This is a genomic window from Arthrobacter sp. cf158 (assembly GCF_900106835.1).
In the GTDB taxonomy this organism is placed as follows: domain Bacteria; phylum Actinomycetota; class Actinomycetes; order Actinomycetales; family Micrococcaceae; genus Arthrobacter.
Genome location: NZ_FNNR01000001.1, coordinates 137,669 through 162,087 on the forward strand (window position 1 = coordinate 137,669; position 24,419 = coordinate 162,087).

A 24,419-nucleotide genomic window follows, 5' to 3' on the forward strand; every position below is an offset into this window, starting at 1 on the left:
AACAAGCAGCCCCCGCACGGAATACCGCGCGGGGGCTGACTGCTTTTGCAGCGATTAATCGAGATCCCGCTGTGTGCCTTCGGGGGTGAGCTTCACGGCGACAACCGCGGCCAGCATCGCAACGATCCAGAACACCGCAATGAGCCACAAGCCACCGCCGGCAGCGAGGCTGAGGCCGGCGACGATCATCGGTGTGAAGCCGGCGCCGATCATCGATGCCCCTTGATAGGACAACGAAGCCCCCGTGTAGCGGTTGCGGGTGGGAAATTGTTCGGCCACGTACGCTGCAATGGGGCCGTAGAGGAAGCCTTGCACCAGTCCATTGCCCAGCACGATCGCGAGGGCAAATGCCCATAGCCCGCCGTCGTTGATCAGCAGCAGGATGGGGTATGCGAGGACGGCGCCCAGCAAGGATGCGCCGATCAGCACCCGGCGTCGGCCGATCCTGTCGCTGAGGCGGGCCGAATAGAAGCAGATGATCAAGGTCAGCAGTGCCGCGAAAGCCTTGATGTTGAGCACGCCGTTCTTGTCTGCCCCGTTTTCCACGGCCACGGATACGCCCCACACCGTGGTCATCGATTGGCACACGTAGAAAGCTGTAGTGGCGAGCAGCCCCAGCACCACCGCGCGGCGATTGTGCTGGAGGACATCGAGAAGCGGCACCCGCCGTTTGGATCCCTCGGCTTCAAGCCTTTGGAAAGCCGGTGTTTCAGACACTTTGAGTCGGATGACCATTCCCACGGCGATCAACGCGGCGCTCAGGAGGAAAGGTATACGCCACCCCCATGCCAGGAAATCGTCACCGGACAGTGCTGCGAACAGGGACAGCGCCAGTGTGCCCAGAATCGCTCCCGCAGGACCGCCTGCGTTGGCGAAAGCTGCCGCAAATCCCCGGTGCTTTTTGGGGGCGTGCTCTATGGCCATGAGGGCGGCGCCGCCCCATTCCCCGCCAACCGCCACACCTTGAACCAGCCTGAGGACTACCAACGCGATAGGTGCGGCAATCCCAATCTGTGCTGTTGTGGGCAGCAAACCGATCATGGTGGTCCCGAAGCCCATGATGAGCATGGAGAGGACCAACATTTTCTTGCGGCCAACCCTGTCCCCGAAGTGCCCGAAGATCAGGCCACCCAAGGGGCGCGCAACATACCCCACGGCGAGCGTTACGAAGGATGCGAAAAGCGCGAAGCCGGGGCCAAGGTTGGCGAAAAACACCTTGTTGAAGACCAGGCTGGCGGCAGTGGCGTACAGCATGAAGTCGTAGTACTCGATGGCACTTCCGATGAAACTGGACGCCAGGATGCGGCGCATGTCCTTGGACTTCATGGAATGTTCAGGCACGCTGCCGGTGGTTTCAGGCAGGGTGTCCTGGGATGGTGCTGAGCTCATGTGCTTCCTCAGTTCCGGTGATGGGGTTCGCGCATCAGCGCTGGCGTGCGAACGGGATGACGTCTAGATCGTTGGGAACGGTGAACTTTCCGCTGAAGTGCTCTTCGGCTTCGAGCCACACAGACGTGGATGCGTGGCCGGGCACCAGGTGATGAAGGGCAAGGTGCCTGGCGCCGGCGGCATCGGCCAGCTTGGCTGCTTCGCGGACACTCGTATGTGACTTGTAGTGGTGGTCACGTGCGGCCCGGCTGCTGTCGTCGGTTTTGTCTGCGTAGAGGGATTCCACCCAGTCGAAGTCGATGGCCTCGTGCAGCAACAAGTCCGTGCCCGTGGCCAGCGTGATCATGTTTTCTGTGTAGGCGGTGTCTCCGGAGATGGTGACGGAACCTTCAGCGGTATCGAAGCGGAAGGCGAAAGCCGGTGCCACGGGAGGGTGTTCCACCAGGATGGCGGTCACCGTCACCAATTCGTCGCGGTAGATCTGGAACGGTTCCATGGCCGGCGTCGGGTTGTTGTTGGGGTGATAGCCGGATGTCGCCGGGATCCGGATGTCTTCGGCTGCGAAGATGTCCAGGGGGCTGGGCTTCAGGCTGTCCAGGATGCGGTCATTGAGGTCCGTAGCGTGGGCGGCCATCAGCTGTTCGAACATCTGGCGGGTGCCCGGCGTCGGGTTCTCCGGGGCCAGCGGAAGAGGATCGACGACGGCGCGGGGCGACACCGGGGGCAGCTCACCACGGTTGCCGGGTCCAAGGATCCTCACCGGGTTGGTGGCACGGTCTGCGAGGGCGTACAGGCCGAAGATGCCAAGCCCGGCGAGGTCGTAGACGTGGTCTGAGTGCAGGTGCGTGATGAAGAGCGCCCTCAAGTCCTTAAGCTCCAAGCCTGACTGGCTGAGCCGGCGTCCGGCGCCTTGGCCGAAGTCCACCAGATAGAAGGCATCTCCCACCACCACTGCGGTGGCTATTCCTGTGCGCTCGCCGGAGTCCGCGGCCGCCCACCATCGGGGACCGCCTGCGGTGCCCAGGGTGACGATGTGCGGTTTCAGGGATGACGTCAATGTCACGGGTGTCTCCTTCGACTTCGGCTTTCCTCCATAGTGGCCCGGCTCACTTCACTTGTATAATCAATCAATTCAAAGAAGTTCATAAGGAGAACTGATGGCTGAGTTCACCCTGCGCCAGCTCGAGTATTTTGTGGCCGTGCTCGATCACGGAGCCCTGACCAAAGCTGCCAGCGAGAGCAACATCTCCCAGGCCGCCGCCTCCATGGCGATTGCACAGTTGGAAAAGAGCCTTGGCCTGGACCTGCTGATCCGCACCCGGGCCAAGAGGGTTGAGCCCACAGTTGCCGGACTTGAACTCGGCGTCCGTGCCCGGCGGATCCTCAGGGAAACCGCCGACCTGCGCGGTGGAGCACTGCTGGGCTCCCATGAAGAGATGCGCGGCCGGGTTTCCATTGGCTGCATGGTGGCCATCTCGCCCCGGGTGATCCCGGAACTCATTGGCTATTTTGCCGAGAAGTGGCCCGAGGTGGAGCTCGACTTTGTGGAGGGCGCCGCTGAAGATCTGCAGAAGGGGGTAGGGGAGGGGGAGCTGGACCTGGCCTTTGTTTACTCCCCTCAGGTGGTTCCGGGGGTCGACGTCGTCAAAGTAGTGGAATCGCGTCCCCAGTTCATGCTGGCGGCGGGCCACCCCCTGGCGGGAAGGGCATCACTGAGCTTCGCCGACCTCGCGGGCGAGGACGTGATCCTCTTCAATGTGCCACCCAGCGCGGAACGGGTCACGGCCATGTTCCTCGCAGCGGGCATCGAACCGAACGTCCGCTGGAAAAGCGTGGTGGCGCAGACCATACGCGGAGTTGTGGCCAGTGGGCGGGCCATCTCCGTGACCCATGCATGGCCGGGGGTTGCTCCGGTATATGCAGACGCCAAAGTTGTTCTGGTGCCCATTGAGGATGAACTCCCTGAGAGTTGGCTCGTGGCTGCCGTGCCGCCGGGGATCGAACGGCCCCGCCGGGTGAACGAGGTCATTCGGGCGGCTATTCACCTGGCCGGATAGCGCTGGATCTTCGCCGGGTTCGCGGGAAACCGTCGAATTCGCCGGAGTTCCCCGGCGGTCTGACACTCTTCCCGCGTTCTCGGTGGCGGACGCCCATTACCTCATCTTTAGTTTCCCAAAGCAATCAGTTTGAGCTATAGTTGCTTTAGGCAAACAAAAAAGGGGTGTCTATCATGTCCGTCGGTTCTGCCACAGCGACCGATCTTGTGCATCAGATTTTCGATCTTCAGCGCACGCTGCGCTGTGTGGTCACCGCCCACATGGCCCGAGTTCCCGACGTCGGAATGGCCGTGCAAGGGGTGATGCGTTTCATCGGCGAGGGGGAGACCCGCGCCACGCAGTTGGCCACGCGCCTGGGTGTCAGCGCCCCAGTCCTGAGCCGGCACGTCACCGAACTCGAGGAACTCGGCTTTGTGGTCAGGCGGCCAGATCCCGCGGACGGCAGAGCCCAGCTCCTTGCCCTCACGGAGAGGGGCGCGGCGAAACTGCGCGAATTCGAAGAACAACGCAGCGTGAGACTGCGGGATTACCTGGCGGATTGGAGCGAGGCGGACGCCCTCGAGGCCTCCCAGGTGATCAACAAACTCACGGAGTCCCTCAAGGACTCAATCCGGGCAACGGCGGCCGGCTCCATCACAACAAACCAGACAGCTTAGGAGCCAAGCATGGCCACACCAGCAGTACACAACACCAAGGCGGTGGACGCCTCAGTTAACAAGGCTGCCGCGCCCATGACTCACCGTCAGATCATGGAAGCCCTCACCGGGCTCCTCGCGGCGTTCTTTACGGCGATCCTCAGCAGCACCATCGTCGCCAACGCACTGCCCACCATCATGTCCGAACTCAAGGGCACGCAAACCGACTTCGCGTGGGTCATCACGGCCGCGTTGCTGGCCAACGCTGCAACCACGCCCATCTGGGGCAAGCTAGCGGACCTCTTCGACAAGAAGCTCCTGGTCCAGCTGAGCATCATTATCTTTGTGGCCGGTTCTGTCATGGCCGGGCTCTCCGAAACCATTCCGCTGCTGCTGACCGCACGCGTCATCCAAGGTGTGGCCATGGGTGGTCTCACCGCCTTGGCGCAGGCCATCATCGGTTCCATGATCCCGCCGCGTGATCGCGGAAAGTACTCCGGGTACATGGGCGCCGTCATGGCCGTCGGTACCGCCGGTGGCCCGTTGCTGGGTGGCTTCATCGTTGACAGCCCGCTGGGCTGGCGCTGGACGTTCTTCGTCTGCGTCCCCTTGGCCGTCGTCGCGCTCATCCTGCTCCAGGTGACGTTGAAGATCCAACACATCAAGCGCCCCGCCAAGATCGACTGGCTCGGTTCCATCCTCTTGACCTCGGGCGTCAGCCTGCTCCTGATCTGGGTTTCCTTCGCAGGCAACCCCGACTACTACGACTGGTTCTCCTGGCAGTCCGCGCTGATGGTTGGCGGCGGCGTAGCGCTGCTGGCAGTCCTGGTCTTTGTTGAAACCAAGGTTGCCCAGCCGATCATCCCGCTCAAGATCATCTCCGAGCGCACCACGGCCCTGGCGATCATTGCCTCGGTTGCTGTCGGTATCGCCATGTTCGGCTCCTCAACCTTCCTGGGCCAGTACTTCCAGGTGGCCCGCGGCGCCACTCCCACTGAGGCAGGCCTGCTGACGCTGCCCATGATCGCGGGCAACCTGATCGGTTCCGTGGCTTCGGGCATCCTGATCAGCCGCTTCGGAAAGTGGAAGAGGTTCCTGATTGCAGGCTCCGTACTCCTGATCGGCGGCCTGGCATTCGCAGGAACCATGGATCACACCACTGAATTGTGGATCGTGGCGATCTACACCGGTGTGTTTGGGCTCGGCTTAGGCATGCTCATGCAGAACCTGGTGCTCGCCGTCCAGAACACTGTTCAGGCCAAGGACATCGGAACCGCGAGTGCTTCCGTGGCGTTCTTCCGCTCCGTAGGTGGCGCAATCGGTGTCTCCGTTTTGGGTGCCATCATGTCCAACCACGTGAAGGACCTCGCTGTCGAAGGCATGGCCGCTGCCGGGATTCCCGTCCAAGGAGGCGCGTCCGGAGCCAGCATGGACCTTGCCGATATGCCCGCGCCCATCGCTGACATCATGCGTGCTGCTTACGGCGACGCCACGGCACAGATCTTCCTGATCTCCGCGATCATCAGCGTGGTGGCCCTCTTGGCTGTGCTGTTCATCAAGGAACGTCCGCTGCGCCGCACGGTGGATGCAGCACCTGAGAAGGAACTCATCGCCACGGCCTCCGGCGATGCCGGAATGTCACTGGACACTTCGTCCCTGGACGCGGTCAGGACGCACGACGACGACGCACGCCCGTTGGGTGCCGGGCGTCAGGTTCCGAGCGCCGAACCTCGGGGTGCGGGTGCCGAACCTCGGGGTGCGGGTGCCGAACGTCCGGCTCCGAGTGCCGAACGTCCGGCTCCGAAGCAGGATTCCGGATCCGACCTTGACCTGGAGTTCGCCCGGATTCTCACGCAGGAACGTCCGCACGCCACGGCTGACGTGAAGGAAGTGCAGGAGCAACTCTCCCGGACCCAGTACGTTCTGGCCGAACAGCAGTTGCAGCTCAGCCGCGCCAACGTGGAACTGCAGGCCCGGTTGCGGGAGCAGCAAACCATCGCGGAGCAGCAGGCGAAGACTGCCGGGGAGCTGGCCGCGATCCGCAAAGAACTCAAACGCGAACGCAGGCAGCAGGAACGCATGGCGCTGCTGCTCCTCCAGGGCGTTGAAGCCAGGCCGGACCACGGCAAGCACGCGGGCTAAGTCCACGTACGGTGAAGCGCCGGTTGGGAAACCAGCCGGCGCTTTGCTGTGCTGCCTGCTCCAACGGGAGCATCCACAGCACATGAACTACTCCGCTGGGATGATCTTTTCCGTAAGTTGTTTCGTCGGGGCAACGGATTTCGTAGAGTAGGGAGGCTAATACTGTCAGCCCCGGCTGCGACACTTCTCTTATCTCATTCACGCACTCTTTCTAAGGACCCGTGGGCATGCTTGTCACCCTTATACGGCGCTACTCCAAGCCGTATTTGCCGCAGATTGTGGCCGTGCTGATCTTTCAGCTGGCGTCCACCATCGCCACGCTCTACCTTCCCAGCCTCAACGCCAGAATCATTGATGAGGGAGTTTCCCGCGGGGACACTGATTTCATCTGGCAAACCGGTGCACTCATGCTCGCTGTCGCCCTGGGACAGGTGCTTGCCGCAATCATCGCCGTGTATTTCGGCGCGCGCGTTGCCATGGCCATCGGCCGGGACCTGCGACGCAGCGTTTACCGCCAGGTCAGCAGCTTCTCGGCCCAGGACGTCAACCGTTTTGGCGCCCCTACGCTGATCACCCGCGGCACCAATGATGTCCAGCAGGTACAGATGCTGGTGCTGATGGGCCTGAACTTCATGGTTTCAACCCCCATCATGTGCGTGGGTGGCATCATCATGGCGCTCCGCGAGGACCTGAGCCTCTCGTGGCTCGTCTGGGTTTCGGTGCCGGTGCTGGTGGCCGTTGTGGGCTACCTCGTAGTCCGACTGATGCCGCTGTTCCGGTCCATGCAGACCAAGATTGACGCCATCAACGGCGTGCTGCGTGAGCAGATCATCGGCATCCGCGTGGTCCGCGCGTTTGTGCGTGAACCCCACGAAGCGAAGCGCTTCGGAGACGCCAATGAGGACCTTACGGCTGTCTCCGTGAAGATCGGCAACCTTTTCGTCCTGATGTTCCCCGCCATCGGCATGATCCTGCACCTCTCTACTGCAGCAGTGCTGTGGTTTGGCGGCCAGCGGGTGGACTCCGGCGACATGCAGGTGGGTGCGCTCACGGCCTTCCTCCAGTACCTGCTGCAGATCCTGATGGCCGTCATGATGGGCACCTTCATGGCCATGATGATTCCGCGCGCTTCCGTGTGTGCAGACCGCATTGGCGAAGTGCTGGACGTCGAGCCTTCCATCCACAATCCGTCCTCCCCGGTGGTGCCGGCAGAAAAGAAGGGACGCGTGGAGTTCCGGGACGTGACCTTCAAGTACCCCGGTGCCGAGGCGCCGGTGCTGAGCAACATCTCCTTCACCGCAGAGCCCGGCAAGACGCTGGCCATTATTGGCTCCACGGGCGCCGGCAAGACCACCTTGGTCTCTCTGCTGCCGCGGCTTTACGACGTCGCCTCCGGTGACGTCCTGCTCGACGGCGTTCCCGTCACCAAGATGGACGCGTCGGAGATCACCAGCCGCGTCTCGGCTGTTCCGCAGAAGCCGTACCTTTTCTCCGGAACCATTGAGCACAACCTGCGCTTCGGCAAGCCCGACGCCACGGATGAGGAACTGTGGGATGCGCTGGAAACAGCACAGGCCAAGGGCTTCGTTGAGGAAAAATCCTCTGGCCTGAACCGCCGTATCGCCCAGGGAGGCACCAATGTATCCGGTGGTCAGCGCCAGAGGCTGTCCATTGCCCGGGCGTTGGTGACCAAACCGAATGTCTATCTGTTTGATGACTCGTTCTCCGCTTTGGACGTTGCTACAGACGCCAGGCTCAGAAAGGCCCTGAAGGCCAAAACCCGGGACGCCACGGTCATCATCGTTGCCCAGCGCGTCTCTACCATCGCGGATGCCGACGAAATCCTTGTCCTGGATAACGGCAGAATTGTTGACCGCGGAACGCACGACGAACTCCTGGAAACGTCACCCACGTACCAGGAAATCGTTGAATCCCAGCTGAGCGTGGAGGAAGTGGCATGAGCGAGCAGAACCAGCAGAAGAAGCGTGGCTGGGCTGCCAAGGCAGAGGCCGCCAAGGACGCCAAGGCTACGGCCGAGGCAGAGGTCGCAACCGAGCTGCTTGAGGACGAAGACTTCGTAGAAGAGGAATACGTCCCCACAGAAGCCGATGGCGGCATGTTCGGCGATGTTCCGGCCAAGAAGGCAAAGGCGTTCTGGCCATCGGCCAAGCGACTCATGGGCCTGTTGAAGCCGGAAAGCGTTGGCGTGTACATCGTCATCGGCCTCGTGGTGGTATCCGTGGTCCTCAACGTCATCGCTCCCAAGGTTCTGGGCAGCGCCATGGACGTGATCTTCGGCGGCGTCATGGGTAAGCAGATCCCTGAAGGGGTCTCCCAGGAACAGTTCGTGGAGCTCATGCGCCAGCAGGGCCAGGGCAACTTTGCGGACATGGTGTCCAAGATGGAGCTCACCAACGGGATCAACTTCTCCAAGTTGACGTTCCTGATTTCGATCGTGCTCCTGATGTACTTCGTGGCCAACATCTTCCTGTGGGCCCAGGGCTGGTTGCTCAACAGGATCGTCATGCGGGTCATCAAGAAGCTCCGCAACGATGTCCAGGCAAAGCTCAACCGACTCCCCTTGAACTACTTCGACACCCGGCAGCGTGGCGACATCCTGTCCCGCGTGACCAACGACGTCGACAACGTCCAGCAGGGTCTCCAGCAGGCGTTCTCGCAACTGGTCAGCTCTGTGCTGACGGTTCTGGGCATCACGGTCATGATGTTCATCGTGTCCTGGGAATTGGCGCTGATCGCGTTGATCGCCCTGCCGCTCTCTGGAATCGTGGCCGGCGTGATCGGTGCCCGCAGCCAGAAGCTCTTCGCCGCACAGTGGAAGAACACCGGTGCGCTGAACGGTCAGATCGAGGAATCGTTCTCCGGTCACGACCTCGTGAAGGTCTTCGGCCGGGACGCAGACATGCTGCAGCGCTTCGACGAGAAGAACGACGAACTGTACAAAGCCTCGTTCGGTGCACAGTTCGTTTCCGGCGTGATCTTCCCGGCAATGAACTTTGTGTCCTACCTGTCCTACGTCGGCATTGCCGTTGTGGGTGGCTTGCGTGTTGCCTCCGGCTCCATGAGCCTGGGCGATGCCACCGCCTTCATCCAGTACTCGCGTGAATTCACCCAGCCTTTGGGCCAGATTGCCGGCATGGCCAACATGCTGCAGTCCGGTGTTGCCTCTGCTGAGCGCGTCTTCGAGTTCCTTGACGCTGACGAAGAGGTTGAGGAGACCGGAACGCGACACCTGCCCTCCAAAACCGACGGCCACGTCGAGTTCGATCATGTTTCGTTCAGCTACGTAGAGGACAAACCGCTCATCGAGGACCTGTCCTTCAGCGCGGAACCGGGCCACACGGTTGCCATTGTTGGCCCCACGGGTGCCGGCAAAACCACTCTGGTGAACCTCGTGATGCGTTTCTACGAGCTCAACGCCGGACGGATCACCTTGGACGGCGTGGACATCAAGGACCTCAGCCGCGCTGAACTGCGGTCCAAGGTGGGCATGGTGCTACAGGATGCCTGGCTGTTCGGCGGGACCATCTACGACAACATCAAGTACGGCAAGCTGGATGCCACAGAAGAACAGATCATGGAGGCGGCCAAGGCCACCTACGTGGACCGGTTTGTGCGTGCACTGCCGGACGGCTACCAGACCATCATTGACGAAGAAGGCAACAACGTCAGTGCCGGTGAAAAGCAGCTCATCACCATCGCCCGTGCTTTCGTCTCAGATCCTTCGTTGCTGATCCTGGACGAAGCTACGAGCTCCGTGGATACCCGTACCGAGCTGTTGCTGCAGAAGGCCATGGCTGCCCTCCGTACGGACCGGACAAGCTTCGTGATCGCCCACCGTCTCTCCACCATCCGGGACGCGGATACCATCCTGGTGATGGAAAACGGCAAGATCGTGGAGCAGGGCAACCACGCCCACTTGCTGACCCTGCAGGGCGCGTACTACCGCTTGTACATGTCCCAGTTCGCGGGTGAGGAAGAAACGGCCGTTGACGATTCGACGGCGGTGCACAGCTGAGCTCGGATTCACTGAGCACCGGAGTGAACGTCCACGAATCCATGGCACCCCGGCGCATAGAGGTACTGGTGCCCATGCGCTGGGGTGACATGGATGCCTATGGACACATCAATAACGTGCAGATCGTCCGCATGCTGGAGGAAGCCCGCATCGCAGCCTTCGGGCCACCGCGCGGCGCGGGCCTTCCCGGTGTGGAACCACCGGCCGCCCTGTTCAACGATGTTGAAGAGGGCACCATGACCCTCGTGGTGGAGCATAAGGTCCGCTATGTCCGGACGCTTGAGTACCGCAACATTCCGGCCGCCGTGGAGATCTGGGTAGGCGCCATCAAGGGCGCCAGCTTCGATCTCCACTACGTCATCAAGGACCCGGTGACCCGGGAGGACTGCGTCAAAGCCAGTACGCATCTGGCCTTCGTTGCCGAAGCCACGGGTCGGGTCCTGCGGCTCTCACCCGAGCAAAAGGAAAAGCTGGAGCAGTACCGCGGGTAGCTCGGCTCCTATCGAGTTGCCCGTAGAGTTTCAGCATGAAACTTGAAATCGCCGTCGTCAGCGCTGCCGGTGCGGGTACTGCCGCCGCCGAGGGAGCCAACCGCATCGAACTGTGCAGCAGCCTTGAACTGGGCGGCATTACACCCAGTCAAGGTCTCATGGAAGCCAGCATGGAGCACGTGGACGGACGTTTGGAAATCCATCCACTCATTCGCTCCAGGCCCGGCGATTTCCAGTACTCCGCATCCGACGTGGACACCATGGCGCATGAAATCCGGCACCTGCTGGCCCAAGGAGCCCACGGGGTGGTAGTGGGAGCCCTCACTCCGGCAGGAGACGTGGATGTTCCGGCCGTTCGACGCTTGGTTGATTCCGCCCGGAACACCAACCCGGAAGCCCAATTGACCTTTCACCGGGCCATTGACCAGTCAAGAGACGCCATGGCTTCCCTGGATCAGTTGCTCGAGCTCGGCTTCACCAGGGTGCTCACCTCGGGACACGCAGCCACGGCAGGGGCCGGATTGCCTGCGTTGACCACCATGGCAGAGCGCGCCGGAAGTGCCCTGCAGATCATGGCCGGAGGCGGGCTATCCCTGGACGACATCCCGGCCATGCACCGTGCGGGCCTCTCGGCGGTGCACCTTTCCGCCAAGAAGACCGTTTCCACCCTCGGGGAAGGAGCCATCTCCCTCGGAGCGCAGGACGGCAGCGATCCCACGGCCTACACAGTCACCGACCGCGAGGTTGTCCGGGCCGCCAGGGCGATGGTGAACGCCCTGAATCTGGCACGCTGAAACAACCCTCCCCGTCCAGTCAAAAGGGCGGGCAAATGCCAGTGAGTACGCATCGTAATGACCCTTTACGATTCCGTGGAACGCCGGGATGATGTAAGGATTCACCAACTCGGTGGAAAGCCCCGGAAGCTACCTTCAGGAGTCCCAGCGATGCCGCTGCCCTCGCCGGTTTCACCGGCCGTCATGTTCCCTCCACCTCGTACCCAAAACAGCAGGACAACAGGCCATCCGGAGGTGGCCTGCGGTATCGGAGAGTGGGACAAACTGCTCTACGGAAACCACCGGTTCGTCATGGAAGTCCTGGGTGAGGGGGCCGGAGTGGGTCAAGCCCACAGCGTGGTGCTGCCATGGCGGCGGCAGGACAAGGATCCTGCAGCGGTGGAGGTCATTGTTGTCTCCGAAAGCTCAGGAACCAGGGTCCGGAACGTCGTTGTGGAACGGGCCACCAAGGAGTCCGGAACCCTCGTCTTCCAAGCCATAGACGGCCCCGGAATCTATTTCGCCTACTACCTGCCCTACGCGATGCTGGGGAAGCCCCACTATCCCCAGGCGCAGTACCTCCCGCAACGCCCGGCCGCGGACCCTGCATGGGCCGCCGCCGTCGGCCGTTCTCCCTGGGCACCTGCAGGGCAAGCCGGGCTGCCCGAAGCAACGGTCCTCCGTTACGAGGCCGCCAGCGAGCGCGACTCCTTCGCACCGATGAACTTCACGGCCCGCGTGGACGAACTGGAAAGACTCCAGGCGGATCATTCTGAGGAAGCATTCCTGGTGTTCCCCGAAGACCGCCTGAATGCAGTGTCGATGCAGTCGGACCTGCCGGCGCACTGGGTGATTGGCGGCCCCTCGGACACGTTCCACGGGACTGCACAGGCCGGCGAGGACTATGTGGTTCAGCTGGGACTGTATGCGCAGAAGGAACTTCATGGCATCTGCGTCGAGGTGGACTCCCCGGAGGGCGGGCACTGCATCAACACTGACGGAGTGGACCGCTTGGGCCAACCCTGGCGCAGGGCCTTGAGCGTTCCGGCCGGAACGGTGCGGGCCCTTTACGTGGTCCTCCCGGTCCCGCGGGACGCGGCAGGAACCACGTACTCAACGGTGGTCACCATCCATGCAGCGGGGGAGCCGCCCCGGACCATCGACGTCACGCTGGACGTGGAGGCCGGCGAAGATTCAGATCCGGCGATTCTTGAAGGTGGCTTCGGCGATCCCCGATTCCTGCGGCGCCTTGCATGGCTGGACTCGGCTGTGGCCCAGGATGCGGAGCTTGTGGCGCCGTTCACCGCCATTACGGTGGATGAATCGTCCGCAACGCTGGGAATCCTGGGCAGGACCCTGCGGCTGGCGGAATCGGGGCTTCCGGCCCAGGTGACGTCCACGTTCACGGCAGCTGTGACCTCCACGGATGGTCCCGCCGTCGAGCTTTTTGACACTCCAATGAAGCTGGACATCGACGGGATCGCTTGGGAATTCTCGCCGATCGGGTTCACCGTTGACGGTCCGGCGCGGGTGACGTGGCGCTGCCATTGGACTGGCTGGCGGGACGGTGCCGCGGCGGTGGCGCTGGAGTTGACGGGAGTCCTCGACGCCGATGGCGCAGTTACGTACGCTCTCCGCCTGGTGCCTGGGAAGACTCTTGACGTGAACGACGTCGGCTTGCATCTTAGGTTCCTTAAGTCCGCGGTTCCCCTGGCCATGGGCTTGGGCGTTCCGGGCGGGCGTCGGCCCGAAACCCTCCACTGGGCCTGGGACGTTGCCAGCAAGAACCAGGATGCGCTCTGGTTGGGCGGGGTGAACGCCGGACTTCAGTTGTCGTTGCGGGATGACAGTTACCAGCGGCCGCTGAATACCAATTTCTACCGGGAGAAGCCGCTGGTGGAACCAAAATCGTGGGCTCATCGACAGGAGGACGGGGTCCGGGGAGGCGTTACGTTACAGACCACGGAGGACGCCGTGACGCTGCATGCCTTCAGCGGTGCCCGAACCCTCCCTGCGGGAGAGACCCTGGACTTCACCTTCCGTCTGCTGCTGACTCCTTTCAAACCGATCGAACCCGGCAAGCATCTGTCCAAGCGCTACTTCCATGAGCCCGCCCACCCGGCCATCATCAAGACCGCGGGCGCCACAGTGGTCAATATCCACCACGCCACAGCCCCGGCGCCGTACATCAACGACCCCCTGCTTTCTCAGGATTCGTTGAAGGAGTATGTAGCGAGGTGCCATCGGCAAGGACTCAGGGCCAAGATCTACAACACGGTCCGCGAGCTGACGTTCCATAGCCCGGAGCTGCTGCCGTTGCTCCAACTGGACCACGAGATCTTCAGCGACGGTCCAGGGGCAGGCCACATTTGGTTGCAGGAACATGCCGGCAGCGGTTACGTGTCCGCGTGGTTCGCTCCCAATGTGGAGGACATAGCCGTGGTCACCACGGGCGAATCCCGCTGGGAGAACTTCTATGTACGCAGCCTGCAGGAACTGGCCACGGGTGAGAACGGGATCGACGGCATCTACCTGGATGACGTTGCCTATGACCGGCACGCCATGCTGCGCGTCCGCAAGGTCCTTGAGCGTGCCTGCGTGGAGCGCGGGGTGGACGGCCCTGAGATCGACCTCCACTCAGCCAACCAGTTCACAGCCCACGACGGGTACGCGTCGTCGGCCAATCTGTACATGGAACAGCTGCCCTATGTGGACAGGCTGTGGCTGGGGGAGTACTTCGACTATGACACCACGGATCCCGACTATTGGTTGGTGGAGTTGTCCGGCATTCCCTTTGGCCTCATGGGCGAGATGTTGGAGGGCGGAGGCAACCCGTGGCGGGGCATGGTGTTTGGCATGACTGGCCGGGCGCCCGCCGTGGACAACCGCCCTCTATGGGAGTTCTGGGCAGCCAATGACCTTGAGCATGCTCAGATGATTGGCTTCTGGGACCCCCAAGCACCAGTGCGGACCAGCCACCCGGACGTCCTTGCCACTACCTGGATGACTGACCGCGGAATGGTTGTGGCGCTGGCGTCATGGGCCGAGCACACTGAGGACGTGACGTTGATATTCGACGACGAAGCTGCCGCCACCCGCATGGACGCCCCGGCAATCCGCGGCTTCCAATCAGCCGCGGCCTATGCGCCGGGCCACCCCATGACCCTCGCGCCGCAGCGCGGCCTCCTTCTCGTGATCGGATTCTGAACGTGGCAGACACAGCAACCTCCAACCTCGCCGTCACTACCATCTCCTTGACCATGGCGGACGTCGGGCCGTTGAACCCCCTGCCGGTGGTGGCCGCCGAGTTGGACCAGCCCTACACCGTGGGCGAAGGCGTGCCCGAGGAACTCCAGGCGTCCGCCCGCTACGGTGTGGTGCCCAACGTGTACCCGTACCTGATGCAGGACGGTTACAGCCGCGAGGCGGCACCCAGGGAGCTGCCCGCCGTCGTGCTGGAAAACAGCAAACTCAAAGTGACGGTCCTTCCGTCGCTGGGCGGCCGCATCTGGGAGCTGTTGGACAAAGCCACCGGCAAGCAGCTCCTCCACACCCACGACGCCCCACAGCTGGCCAACATCGCGCTGCGAAAAGCGTGGTTCGCGGGCGGGCTGGAATGGAACATCGGCACCCGCGGCCACTCACCCACCAGCTGCGATCCCTTGCACACAGCGATCGTCCACACGCCGGACGGCAAGCACATCCTGCGCATGTGGGAGTTCGAACGGCTGCGCGAGGTGGTGTTCCAGGTGGACATCTGGCTGCCCGAGGACTCGCCTGTGGTTTTTGCCGCGGTGCGGATCCGGAACCCCAACCGCCACGACGTCCCCATGTACTGGTGGAGCAACGCAGCCATCCCCGAGACTGACCGCACCCGGGTGATTGCACCGGCTGACGAGGCCTTCGGCAGCGACTACACCACGGACATCACCCGCGTCCGGCCCACCAACCACGAAGGCTATGACGGCACCTGGCCGGTCAACAGCCCCCACGCGGCGGACTTCTTTTTCGACATCGACCCTTCAGAGCGGCGCTGGGTTGTGGCCGCGGACCACGACGGCGACGGGCTGGCGATGCTGTCCACGGGACTCCTGCGGGGAAAGAAGCTGTTCGTGTGGGGCCAAGGTCAGGGCGGTAAACGCTGGCAGGAATGGCTGAGTCCCGGAGCTGGCCCGTACGCAGAGATCCAGGCCGGCCTCGCGCAGACACAGTTTGAACACCTGGTGATGCCCGCCGGTGCGGAATGGTCCTGGGTGGAGGCGTACGGCAACGGGCACCTGGACCCGGATACCTCGCACGGCACCGATTGGGACGCCGCCGTGACCCACGCCGGTGACCGATTGGAACAGCTCCTGCCCCACGAAGAACTCGAGTCCATGCTGTCCGCCGCGGTCACCGACGCCGATGCGCCGCCGTCCAAAATGCTGCTGAAAGGCAGCGGCTGGGGTGTGGTTGAACGTGCCCGCAGGCTCGCCTCGGGCCAAAGCTGGGTGGATGAAAGCGGAACTCCGTTCGTGGACGAGAGCCTCACAGAAGAACAGGAACCATGGCTGGGACTGCTGCATGGGCAAACGTTCGACGGCGCGCCCAGTTTCGTCTCCGGGGCTGATTGGGAGACGTTGCTGGCAGGACAGGATGGTCCGGAGGCACACTTCCAACTGGCTACGGCCAAGCACGCCCGGCAGGACCTGGCAGGAGCCAAGGAGTTGTATGGCAAGGTGATTTCCGTCGGCAGCGGCTCTCCCGCCAACAAAGCGCTCGCGCACCGGGGGCTGGGCCTGGCCCTTCTGGCTGCGGGGCAGGACGCCGAAGGACTCTCGGAACTCCGCAAGGGAGTGGAGGCTGACCCGGCCAACACGGCGCTGCTCACGGAGGCCATCACCCTCAGCATCCGGCACGGGGACCCGGCAATGGCGCTGGAACTGAACGACACGGCACCCAAGGCGGGTCCCGGCGTCGGGCGTTTGACGTTCCTCCGGGCGTTGGCGCTGGCACGGACCGGGAACGCCGCGGCAGCTGCGGGCATCCTGCGCGAAGGCGTGGAGATTCCGGACCTCCGGGAAGGGGAGGACGCGCTCGCTGACCTCTGGGAAGACGTGTGCCCCGGCGAAGACGTGCCAGCCGCGTACCAGTTCGGAATGCATTGACGGGTGCCCCGGTGTGGCCTCCCGCACATCCGGGGCAACCTCTGAAAGCGTGTTCTGGACGAAACAGAAACGATGAACGGAGCACGCCTTGATTCCCGAAATAGACGGACTTCCACCTTTGGAGTGGACGTCTTCGCCTGGCCACGCGAGCTATGACCAAGCGGAGGGAACCCTGACGCTCACTGCCGCTCCCGGCGTCGACTGGACCAACGACTCCCTCGGTGGGGAAGCCCAGCACGGCGCCACGGCGCTGGGCTTCAGGGCCCCGTCGGCCTTCTCGCTCTCGGCACGGGTGCTGGTCTCCTCGCCCAGGACAACGTTCGACGCCGGAGTGCTGGCTTTGTGGGCGGACAGCGAGCACTGGGCCAAGCTCTGTTTTGAGTATTCTCCTCAAGGGGAGGCCATGGTGGTCAGCGTGGTGACCAACCAATACTCCGACGATTCGAATGGGCCTGTGTGGACCGCGCCGTGGGTCTACCTCCGTGTGAGCAGGGTAGGTCCGGCGTGGGCCTTCCACTCGTCCGCTGACGGCCGGGTGTGGTCCTTCGTCCGGTTGTTCCGGCTGGATACGGAGAAACCGGTGCACGTTGGTTTCATGTCGCAGGCGCCCATGGGGGACAGTTGCGAAGCACGATTCGACAGCATCGAATTCTCGGAGACATCACCGGAGAACCTGCGCGACGGCAGTTAGTTTGCCGCAGAAAGTGCTGCCGCCATCCCCATGCTGCGGTTAAGGCTTGTGCTCCTCGTGAACTGACAATTCCAGGTCGATGAAGGCTGCGATCATGGCCCGATACGTTCGTTCCACCACCTCAGGTGCCGCGCCGGACTCCTCGGCGAGGTCCCGTACCTTTGCGATGACTTTCTCCACCCGACCTGGTGCCTGGACTGCGGCCCGATCCGCCTTGAGCTTGCCGGCCTCCACCACCCAGTGCTGCCGCCGGGCCACCAACCCAACGATCTGCCGGTCCAACTCGTCAATCTCAGCTCGAATGCTCTCAATTCCCGTACTCGTCATTCGGTCAACTCTACTGAGGGCCTGTGGATATCCAGATGCTTGGTTAAACCAAACAAGGTAAGTTGGCATGGTGACCCCCTCCGTGAAGCCTGCCATTGACCGTGCCCCCGGAATCTCCAAGGAGATCGAGGACGCGGCCTGGTATGTGCTCGGTCCGGCGCTGCAGGGCAGACCCTCGGCGCTGGACGGCAGCACGCTGACATGGACGTCGGATGCTGCCGGTGAGCTGCTTGAGCGGCTCGAGCGCGGGGTGGAAGACTCCAAGGCCCCCATGATGACCAACCTGCGGCAGAACCTTGACGGCGCCTCACGGGAAGCCAAGCTGCTTGCCGTGGAATTGCTGTTTCTGCAGTCCCTGCCTCTTGCGCACGAGGTCAAGTCGCTGAGGGTCAAGCGCGCCCGCGTTGCCGAGGCGGCCTCCTGGGTTGAGCCGCAGATCGAGCTGCCCGAAGAGCTCTATGAGGGCATGACGGACCACGGCGTGATCCGCGACCGCACTGCGGAATTCAACTGGACCATCTGGGACCACCTGAAGTGGTTGTGCCGCTTTGTGGCGCACGTGGACAGCCAGAGCACGGCCACCATCAACCAGGCCCTGGCAGATCCTCTGCTGTTTCACGAACTCGCGGCGGGCACCCCCGAGGACCAGCCCGCCCTCCGTCGCAGCATCGAATACCTGGTGTGGCCCAGCTACTTTGAGCCAGTGGTGGCAGACGTTGAACGGCAGGAGATCCGGGACGCTTTTGCATCACTGGTGGGTGGTGCCAAGGGTGACTCGGACGAGGACATCACCGCGGACATCCACCGCATCCGCCTGCATTTGGATGAGCAGGCCGGTCAGCGCATCGATTGGTACGCCCGTCAGCTGGTAAGCCAGTGGCGCAAGGTGGGAGACCCGGGTCGTCGCTCCTGGCTCCTGCGCACCCACCACGACAATGCGGACCTCCTGGCCGCCTGGGTAGCCGAAGAAAAGGCCACTCTTGATGTGCAGCACCTGCGAACACTGACCGCAGGTGTTACGGCCGGCGTGGTCCAGCATGCTGTGGACGAGGATTACAAGCACCTTGGCTATGTGGAACGCGAAGACACCAAAACGGCCGTTTTCGCCTTCCTGACCGTGATGAAACCCGGCGACCTCACTCTCTACCAGCACGCCGGCCGCGTGCGCGTAGGCGTGGTGCTCGGTGAACCTGAGCACCATGAGGACAACCGGCGCATCCGCCGTAAGGTCCGCTGGTTTGATGACAGCTACGCCATCCCTGAGCTTCCACGCCACGCCCAGCGGCAGTTGTCCACCCCCGGCATCCTCGTGGATGTCACCAGGGTCATCCAGGCCCTCCAGGAATTGCTCCCGGTAGAAGCCGAAACCGATGGTGAGGACGAAGCGCCGCCCACCGCCGTCGTCGAGGTTGTCCAGCAGGGTTTCCGTCCTCTGACGGAAGAGTTTGCCGCGTCCCTGCACATGGACCTGGAGCCGCTCAAGGAGATCGCGGAGCTGCTCGAAGAGAACCGCCAGTTGGTCCTCTACGGTCCGCCAGGTACGGGCAAGACCTATCTGGCCAAGCACCTCGCTGCCGAGCTCGCCGGGGACCACACGGACGAACGCGTGAAGCTGGTGCAGTTCCACCCGTCGTATGCCTACGAGGACTTCTTTGAGGGCTACAGGCCGGACAAGACAGACGACGGCCAAGTCTCCTTCAAACTCGTCGCCGGACCATTGCGTCGCCTCGCGGAGGAAGCGGCCAAGCCGGAGAACGCGCACAAACCATACTTCCTGATCATTGACGAAATGAACCGCGCCAACCTGGCCAAGGTGTTCGGCGAGCTGTACTTCCTGCTGGAGTACCGGGACGATCGCATCTACCTCCAGTACAGCCCCAACGAGCCGTTCAGCCTGCCGGACAACCTCTACATCATCGGCACCATGAACACGGCAGACCGTTCCATCGCCATGATGGACGCAGCCATCCGCCGCCGTTTCGCGTTCATCGAACTGCACCCCAAAGTGGAGCCTGTCCGTGGTTCGCTGCGACGCTTCCTGGAGGCCCGCGGTTTGGACACGCTGAACGCAGATCTCCTGGACGCACTCAATAACGCCATTGATGACTGGGACAGGGACCTGATGATCGGGCCGTCCTACTTCATGAAGAACGCCGCCCAGAATCCCGTTGGCCTGCGCCGCATTTGGAAGTACGAGCTCATGCCGTTGCTGGAAGAGCACTATCACGGGCAGCTGAACCGGGCGCAGTTGGAGGAACGCTTCGGCCTGGAACAGCTGTTGGGACGTCTTGCGGCCCGCTAGCGGCATCCCGCCACGGCCCGGCAGGGCGCCTGCCAGTGCCCGGCGGGTCCCCGCGGGCCCCCGGCACATCGTCATGGATGAGCTGTCCGGCGGCGTGGTGGACAAGCTCGACCCCCAATCGGCAGCCTTCATCAACGCCAGTGGCCTGGCCAAGGCCTCACCCATGGGCATGGGCCTCTACCGGATTGAACCAGTGGGCAACGTGGGCTCGGTGCGCACCGCTACGGTTCAGCTGGAGGTACGGCCCAAGGACCGTCTTGGCCTCAATCGCCTGCTTTTCCTGCTCAGCTACGCGGGCGAACAGGGCTTCCGGGACCAATCCGTGGAGGCTGTGGAGCACCCTGATCTGTGGAGCGCGCTGGCTGAGTCGCTGGCCCAGTTGGCGGATAGAGCGCTCAGCCGAGGCATCCTGCAGGGGTACCTGACCGTGGACGAATCCTTGCGTACCGTCAAGGGCCGCATCAGGATCTCGGACCAGATCTCCCGCCGTCCAGGCATGATGGTGCCGCTGGAGGTGTCCTACGACGAATTCACGGAGGACATTGCCGAGAACCGCATCCTGCGGGCAGCCCTGGAACGGATGGGGCAGGTCCCCGGAGTCCGGCCGGACGTCCTGAGCCGCCTGCGGCAGCTGAAGGGAAAGCTCGACGCCGTCACCCGCCTGCAGTCCGGAGCACCCCTGCCGCCGTGGCGGGCCAGCCGGATGAACGTCAGGTACCACGCCGTGCTGCGCCTCTCCGAGGTGATCCTGCGCAATGCCTCGGCCGAGGCAGGCGTGGGCAAGCAACAATCGGCGTCCTTCGTGGTGGATATGGGCCAGGTCTTCGAGGAGTTCGTAGGGACAGCCTTGCGCGGTGCCATGGCTGCCCACCCTGGGGAGATGCGGCTCCAGTACGGTGCGTTGCTCAATGAGGCCGTCAACGACTCGGACCGTCTCACCGTCCGTCCCGACGCCGTCCACTTCCTGGGCGGCCGGCCCGTGGTGGTGTACGACTCCAAGTACAAAGCAGCTTCCGACGCCGGCGCCTCGCTGAGTGCCGACCACTACCAGCTGCTGGCGTACTGTACGGCGCTCCGGGTCCCCACCGCGTGGCTGGTGTACGCCGGTTCCGGGGAAGTGAAGTTGCGGCGCATCCTCAATACGGACATCGACATCGTTGAGTATCCGCTGGACCTGTCGCTGCCGCCGTCGGAAATCCTTGCAGCGGTGGCGGACCTCGCTGAGCAATCGTGGGGGGAAGTAGTACGCCAGGCTGTGGCGGGTCGTCCGGCGTCGGACTAGCCTGATACATACACCGTTCGCCAATTGGAGGCATCATGGCCCGCAAGAAGACGTGGCGCGATATGAGCAAAGGCCAGCGGATCTCCGTCCTGGTCAGCGGAGTGATGAATCTGGCGCTGCTGGTTGCCGCCCAGCGCAGCCTCGCCAAGACCCCGGACTCAGATATCAGGGGCAAAAAGGCAGTCTGGCGGGCTGTCGCATTCATTAACTTCTTTGGCCCGGTGAGCTACTTCCTGTTCGGGCGCAAGCGGGACGCAGCGGCGCCCACGACTGTGCGCTAGATATCCGGGCTGGAGAACCGCGCCGGAGAACGCTAAGCGGGCACCTTCACTGTGAACGTGGTGCCCCGGCCGGGTTGGCTCTCCAAGGTAATGGTGCCGCCGTGGGCTTCAACGATTGCCTTGCTGATGGGCAGCCCAAGCCCGACGCCCGGGATGGTGCTGTTGCGGACGCCGCCCGCGCGGAAGAACTTGGTGAAGGCCTCGGCCTGTTCCTCTTCATTCATGCCCATGCCGGTGTCCGTAACCCGGCAAAAAACAAAATCCTCGTCTTCCCAGGCCGCTACTTCCACGTCGCCACCGTCGGGGGAGTACTTGATCGCGTTGGACACCAGGTTGTCCAGCACCTGGGCGATGCGTGAGGAGTCCACGTGGGCTTCCAAAGCGTCGGGAAGGTCCATGGAAAGCCGGATCCCGGCCTTGGCCGCGCGGGGTTCGGCGGACGTGACGCTGCCGCGCACCAATTCCGCTACGTCCACGGCGTGGGGTTGGATCACGATCTGGCCGGATCTGACGGCCAAGAGATCGGAGACCAGGGTGAGGAGCCTTTCAGCGTTGCGCCTGACGATGTCCAGCTGTTTGCGGGACGATGCCTCCAGTGCCTCAGGATCATCCAGGATCAGTTCCACGTAGCCCAGGATGGAGGTCAGCGGAGTGCGGAACTCGTGGGAAACGTTGGCAACAAAGTCGTCCTTGGCAGCCAGCGCGTTCACCAGGTCCGTGACGTCGCTGAACACCACCACAGAGCCGGCGAACTTTCCGGCATCGTCCATCATGGGGCGGGCGCTTGCGGTGAAGGCACGTTGTTCTTGTCCGGTTCCGAGCCACACCAATTGGTCGGTGAACCGTTCGCCCAGGACGGCGCGACGCACAGGGCGTCGGTCCGCCACCAGCGGTGTTGTCCTGTCCGTGTCGAAGACCAGCAGCTCGGACTCGTTGGGATCGTCATTGTCCGGAGGCGTCGCCAGTATGTGCGTTTGGCGCTGGCGACGATTCATAAGGATGTCGTGCCCGTTGCCGTCCACGGCCACCACGCCCAGCGGCAGGGCTTCCATGACGGTATTAAGCAGACGCTCCTGCTTGGTGCTGGCATCCAGCATTTCCTTGAGGGCCTCGTCCTTTTGCTCCAGGGCACGCTGCTGCCGCACCATGCTCAACGTCAGCACACTGACGGAAACGCCGATCCCCAGGATGAGGATGGGGAAAAGCAGCGGCTTGGTGAGAGCTTGTTCGTTGACGGTGCCCCGGATGAACAGCGGAACCCAGACAATTCCCAGTGGACCCAGGAAGGACAGGACGATCGCGAGCCTGGGGTAGAGACCTGATGCGCATAGCCAGATCACGGGCAGGACCACCAGGACGCTGAGGCCCGTCAGTGCCTCTTGGCCCCCTTCACGTCCGAAGGCAATCGAGACCATGTCCAGTACGGGGATGATGAGGAAGCTGGCAAAGGGCAGCCGGTGCCACGGAACGATGATGCACAGAGCCAGCAGGAATGCCTGGCTGAGCAGGAAAATCAGGAACAACGGATTTTCGAGGGTGGCCGGGAAAAACAGCCACACCAGAATGGCCGAAAGACAGACGCAGACAGACAACGGCAATTGACTCAGGACAACGCGCATTCGCAGGGTATGTTCGTGGAAGGAGCGCTGAAACACCAACAGTTTCTTCTTTTCGCCAATATCCCAGAAAGAGGGGTCGGTCATGACACATCAACCAAGGATGCGGAAGAAAGTCGGTTCATAAGATCAGCCTAACCATAATGGATATACTTCTGAGGTTATCGAAGGGGCTGAGGGGCTGCGATGAGTGAAGTACGTGTGGGGTTGGTCATTGAAGATGACCAGGATATTCGCGAATTGGTGCGTGTGGTTCTATCCCAAGCGGGATTTGATGTGCACGTTGCGTCCACGGGATCTGCAGGTGTGACGTCAGCCCGTGAGCTGAATCCGGATGTCATTACTTTGGACCTCGGCCTGCCCGATATTGACGGTTTTGAGGTGGCACGCCAAATCCGGAAATCCTCGGACGCCTACATCATCATGCTGACGGCACGCGCCGAAGAGCTCGACACCCTCATGGGCCTTGAGGCGGGTGGCGACGATTACCTCACCAAGCCGTTCCGGCCCCGCGAACTGCGCGCCCGGGTTGAGGCCATGATGCGAAGGCCGCGCGCGTCGTCGGACTCCAAGAGCGTTCCGGAAGCTGTAGACCCCGAGGTGAGCCACAACGGTCTGGCCGTCTCTGCAGGGTCCCGCACGGCGGTCCTGAATGGCACGGAGCTGAAGCTGACCCGTACCGAATTCGACCTTTTGCTCGCGCTCCTTGAGACCGGACGGATCGTGCGGACCAAGTCCGATCTCGCCCGGCGCCTGCGCAATGAACCGTACGACGTCGGCAGTTATGTCAGCGACGCGGACGAACGCGCAGTGGAGGTCCACATGGGGAACCTGCGGAAGAAGCTGGGCGACAGCATCCAGGCACCCCGTTGGCTTGAGACGGTCCGCGGCGTCGGATACCGCCTGGCACCCGCCTCAAGCAACAACTAGGCAACCGGCAACGGCTCGGCCGCGATCACGGGGTGATCGCGGCCGAGGTTGCCCAGCCCGCCCGCACCCTGCGGTGAACCCAGGTCCTCGAAGAACTCCACGTTTGCCCTGACGTAGTCTGCCCACTCGTCAGGTACATCGTCCGCGTAGTAGATCGCCTCCACAGGGCACACAGGATCGCAGGCTCCGCAGTCCACGCATTCCGACGGGTGGATGTAGAGCGAGCGCTCGCCCTCGTAGATGCAGTCCACCGGACATTCCTCGATGCACGCCTTATCCTTCACATCCACGCAGGGCTGGGCGATCACGTAGCTCATGGC

Annotated in this window: 19 protein-coding genes; 14 read left to right on the forward strand and 5 right to left on the reverse strand. The window is 62.8% G+C overall.

Annotated elements, in window-relative coordinates; translation table 11 throughout:
- Nucleotides 1–54: 54 nt before the first annotated feature.
- Nucleotides 55–1,389, reverse strand: coding sequence for an MFS transporter (locus BLW08_RS00665; RefSeq protein ID WP_091322782.1), 1,335 nt, complete (start codon nucleotides 1,387–1,389; stop codon nucleotides 55–57).
- 34 nt (nucleotides 1,390–1,423) lie between these two features.
- Nucleotides 1,424–2,452, reverse strand: a complete 1,029-nt coding sequence (locus BLW08_RS00670) for an MBL fold metallo-hydrolase (protein ID WP_090820333.1) — start codon at nucleotides 2,450–2,452, stop codon at nucleotides 1,424–1,426.
- A 94-nt stretch (nucleotides 2,453–2,546) separates the two neighbouring features.
- Here BLW08_RS00670 and BLW08_RS00675 point away from each other — a divergent pair, with 94 nt between their 5' ends.
- The 10 genes from BLW08_RS00675 to BLW08_RS00720 all read left to right on the forward strand — a co-directional run bounded on the left by BLW08_RS00675 (nucleotide 2,547) and on the right by BLW08_RS00720 (nucleotide 17,361).
- Nucleotides 2,547–3,446, forward strand: a complete 900-nt coding sequence (locus BLW08_RS00675) for a LysR family transcriptional regulator (RefSeq protein WP_091322784.1) — start codon at nucleotides 2,547–2,549, stop codon at nucleotides 3,444–3,446.
- A 173-nt stretch (nucleotides 3,447–3,619) separates the two neighbouring features.
- Entirely contained in the window at nucleotides 3,620–4,102 is a 483-nt protein-coding gene (locus BLW08_RS00680; RefSeq protein WP_090820329.1) for a MarR family winged helix-turn-helix transcriptional regulator, read from the forward strand.
- Nucleotides 4,103–4,111: 9 nt separating this feature from the next.
- Nucleotides 4,112–6,223, forward strand: a complete 2,112-nt coding sequence (locus BLW08_RS00685; RefSeq protein WP_091322786.1) for an MDR family MFS transporter — start codon at nucleotides 4,112–4,114, stop codon at nucleotides 6,221–6,223.
- Nucleotides 6,224–6,450: 227 nt separating this feature from the next.
- Nucleotides 6,451–8,184 (forward strand): ABC transporter ATP-binding protein, encoded by a 1,734-nt coding sequence (locus tag BLW08_RS00690; protein ID WP_090820325.1) that lies wholly within the window; start codon nucleotides 6,451–6,453, stop codon nucleotides 8,182–8,184.
- Nucleotides 8,181–10,259 (forward strand): ABC transporter ATP-binding protein, encoded by a 2,079-nt coding sequence (locus tag BLW08_RS00695; RefSeq protein WP_091322788.1) that lies wholly within the window; start codon nucleotides 8,181–8,183, stop codon nucleotides 10,257–10,259. Before BLW08_RS00690 ends, BLW08_RS00695 begins: the two co-directional genes overlap by 4 nt.
- A gap of 74 nt (nucleotides 10,260–10,333) precedes the next feature.
- A complete protein-coding gene (locus BLW08_RS00700) occupies nucleotides 10,334–10,750 on the forward strand; it encodes an acyl-CoA thioesterase (RefSeq protein ID WP_091323279.1) in 417 nt (138 codons plus the stop codon).
- 35 nt (nucleotides 10,751–10,785) lie between these two features.
- On the forward strand, nucleotides 10,786–11,544 hold the full coding sequence (locus BLW08_RS00705; protein WP_091322789.1) for a copper homeostasis protein CutC: 759 nt from the start codon (nucleotides 10,786–10,788) through the stop codon (nucleotides 11,542–11,544).
- Nucleotides 11,545–11,694: 150 nt separating this feature from the next.
- The gene (locus BLW08_RS00710) at nucleotides 11,695–14,730 is read left to right on the forward strand and encodes a glycoside hydrolase domain-containing protein (protein ID WP_091322790.1); all 3,036 of its coding nucleotides are present in this window, start codon (nucleotides 11,695–11,697) and stop codon (nucleotides 14,728–14,730) included.
- A gap of 2 nt (nucleotides 14,731–14,732) precedes the next feature.
- A complete protein-coding gene (locus BLW08_RS00715) occupies nucleotides 14,733–16,670 on the forward strand; it encodes a DUF5107 domain-containing protein (protein WP_254779606.1) in 1,938 nt (645 codons plus the stop codon).
- Nucleotides 16,671–16,758: 88 nt separating this feature from the next.
- Nucleotides 16,759–17,361 carry a DUF1349 domain-containing protein gene (locus tag BLW08_RS00720; protein WP_091322792.1) on the forward strand — a complete coding sequence of 201 codons (603 nt, stop codon included), beginning with the start codon at nucleotides 16,759–16,761 and terminating at the stop codon, nucleotides 17,359–17,361.
- A gap of 39 nt (nucleotides 17,362–17,400) precedes the next feature.
- Here BLW08_RS00720 and BLW08_RS00725 read toward each other — a convergent pair whose 3' ends face one another.
- Entirely contained in the window at nucleotides 17,401–17,688 is a 288-nt protein-coding gene (locus tag BLW08_RS00725) for a chorismate mutase (RefSeq protein ID WP_090820315.1), read from the reverse strand.
- Between the two features lie 67 nt (nucleotides 17,689–17,755).
- Between BLW08_RS00725 and BLW08_RS00730 the strand changes: the two genes are divergently transcribed.
- The 3 genes from BLW08_RS00730 to BLW08_RS00740 all read left to right on the forward strand — a co-directional run bounded on the left by BLW08_RS00730 (nucleotide 17,756) and on the right by BLW08_RS00740 (nucleotide 21,553).
- Nucleotides 17,756–19,990, forward strand: coding sequence for an McrB family protein (locus tag BLW08_RS00730; RefSeq protein WP_091322793.1), 2,235 nt, complete (start codon nucleotides 17,756–17,758; stop codon nucleotides 19,988–19,990).
- 73 nt (nucleotides 19,991–20,063) lie between these two features.
- On the forward strand, nucleotides 20,064–21,272 hold the full coding sequence (locus tag BLW08_RS00735; protein ID WP_091322795.1) for a 5-methylcytosine restriction system specificity protein McrC: 1,209 nt from the start codon (nucleotides 20,064–20,066) through the stop codon (nucleotides 21,270–21,272).
- Nucleotides 21,273–21,307: 35 nt separating this feature from the next.
- Nucleotides 21,308–21,553 carry a PLDc N-terminal domain-containing protein gene (locus tag BLW08_RS00740; protein WP_090820309.1) on the forward strand — a complete coding sequence of 82 codons (246 nt, stop codon included), beginning with the start codon at nucleotides 21,308–21,310 and terminating at the stop codon, nucleotides 21,551–21,553.
- 32 nt (nucleotides 21,554–21,585) lie between these two features.
- Here the strand turns inward: BLW08_RS00740 and BLW08_RS00745 are convergent, their stop codons facing one another.
- The gene (locus BLW08_RS00745; RefSeq protein WP_091322797.1) at nucleotides 21,586–23,256 is read right to left on the reverse strand and encodes a sensor histidine kinase; all 1,671 of its coding nucleotides are present in this window, start codon (nucleotides 23,254–23,256) and stop codon (nucleotides 21,586–21,588) included.
- 99 nt (nucleotides 23,257–23,355) lie between these two features.
- Here BLW08_RS00745 and BLW08_RS00750 point away from each other — a divergent pair, with 99 nt between their 5' ends.
- A complete protein-coding gene (locus tag BLW08_RS00750; protein WP_091322798.1) occupies nucleotides 23,356–24,099 on the forward strand; it encodes a response regulator transcription factor in 744 nt (247 codons plus the stop codon).
- Here BLW08_RS00750 and fdxA read toward each other — a convergent pair.
- Nucleotides 24,096–24,416: a ferredoxin gene (gene fdxA / locus BLW08_RS00755; protein ID WP_091322800.1), complete on the reverse strand. Its 321-nt coding sequence runs from the start codon at nucleotides 24,414–24,416 to the stop codon at nucleotides 24,096–24,098. The genes BLW08_RS00750 and fdxA overlap by 4 nt on opposite strands.
- Nucleotides 24,417–24,419 lie beyond the last annotated feature (3 nt).